Below are 551 nucleotides of genomic sequence, written 5' to 3' on the forward strand. Positions count from 1 at the left end.
GCGCGCTACGACATCCCGGACTCGGTCATCGGTTTCCTGCGTGGCGAACTCGGCACCCCGGCGGGCGGCTGGCCCGAACCCTTCCGCAGCCGCGCCCTCGAAGGTCGCGGCCCGGCGAAGCCGGAAGTGCCGCTGACCGCGGAAGATGCCGCGGCACTGGACGGAACGTCGCAGCAGCGGCGAGAGACGTTGAACCGGTTGCTGTTTCCCGCTCCGACTGCGGAATTCCTGGCGCATCGGGAGAAGTACGGCGACACCACCGGATTGTCGGCGAACCAGTTCTTCTACGGTCTGCGCCACGGTGAGGAACACCGCGTCGAACTGGAGAAGGGCGTCACCCTGCTCATCGGCCTCGAGGCGATCTCGGAGCCGGACGAGCGCGGCATGCGCACGGTGATGTGCATTCTCAACGGGCAGCTGCGTCCGGTGCAGGTGCGCGACCGCTCGATCGCCAGCGAGGTTCCGGTGGCGGAGAAGGCCGACAAGAACAACGCCGGCCACATCGCCGCACCCTTCGCCGGTGTCGTCACCCTGACCGTCGGCGAGGGCGA

1 pseudogene is annotated in these 551 nt (G+C 68.4%); it reads left to right on the forward strand.

The window, feature by feature from the left end:
* Window positions 1-551: pseudogene (locus tag ACPCUW_RS35170) on the forward strand (pyruvate carboxylase); the annotation flags it as partial.

The sequence above is a fragment of the Nocardia sp. AB354 genome (assembly GCF_049538315.1).
Lineage (GTDB): Bacteria > Actinomycetota > Actinomycetes > Mycobacteriales > Mycobacteriaceae > Nocardia > Nocardia nova.